This window comes from Nocardia sp. NPDC003345 (genome assembly GCF_053589395.1).
In genome coordinates this window covers 1-1,048 of sequence record NZ_JBSFRU010000631.1, presented here as the reverse complement: position 1 = coordinate 1,048, position 1,048 = coordinate 1, and the positions used below count along the sequence as shown (strand labels likewise).

The 1,048-nt window shown below is 68.7% G+C and carries 1 protein-coding gene; it reads left to right on the top strand.

The features are described from left to right. Window positions 1–273: 273 nt before the first annotated feature. A partial coding sequence (proC, locus tag ACWDU1_RS32535; protein WP_450004249.1) for a pyrroline-5-carboxylate reductase occupies window positions 274–1,048 on the top strand: 775 nt, incomplete at its 3' end.

The window sequence follows — 1,048 nt, the reverse complement described above, 5'->3', positions numbered from 1 at the left end:
AATAGGGCCCCACCCTCGAGCGGCGGAGCCGCTCCAAAATTACAGCGCGACCCTTCGCGGAGGGGGCACATCCCAACTCACCTCCGCGGAGGGGTCACTCCCGAACTCACCCGGTCGCGAAGGGGTAACCACCTCCGAACTCACTCGTCGCGAAGGGCACCCCGCACTCACCCTTCGCTGACGGGTCACCTCCAACCCCACTCTTCGTGAAGGCCGTTCCAAAATTCCGGCCCCAAGGCTCGGTCGGATGCGGCGGGGGCCCAAGATGGTTTCATGACACGTATTGCAGTGATCGGCGGTGGCCGGATCGGTGAGGCTTTGATTGCCGGCCTGCTCGAGGCCGGGCGTCCCGTCAAGGATCTGGTGGTGGTGGAGACGCATACCGACCGGGCCGAGCTGCTGGCGCAGCGGTTGGGGGTCCGGGTCACCGATTCGGTCGACGATGCGGCCGTGGGAGCGGATCTGCTGGTGGTCGCGGTGAAGCCGGGTGACGTGGACGCGGTGCTCACCGAGCTCGGCAAGGTCGATCTGGACGGCGATCGTGACCAGATCCTGGTGTCGCTGGCGGCCGGTGTACCGACTGCCCGGCTCGAGGGCAAATTGCCCGCCGGTTTCCCGGTGGTGCGGGTGATGCCGAATACTCCGATGCTGGTGGGCGCGGGGATGAGTGTGCTCGCGGCGGGCCGCTACGCGAAGGCCGAGCAGCTGGACCTGGTGACCGAACTGCTGAGCACCGTGGGGCAGGTGTGTGTGGTCCCGGAGGCGCAGATGGATGCGGTGACCGCGGTGTCGGGGTCGGGTCCGGCGTATTTCTTCCTGGTGGTGGAGGCCATGGTCGAGGCGGGGGTCGGGCTCGGGCTGACCCGCGATATCGCCGCGCAGCTGGTCAACCAGACCATGCTGGGTTCGGCCGCCATGCTGGCCGAGTCGGGGCAGAGCGCGGTCGACTTGCGGGCCGCGGTCACCTCGCCCGCCGGCACCACGGCGGCCGCGGTGCGGGAACTGGAACGCGCGGGCCTGCGGTCGGCGTTCCTGGAGGCGTTGCATG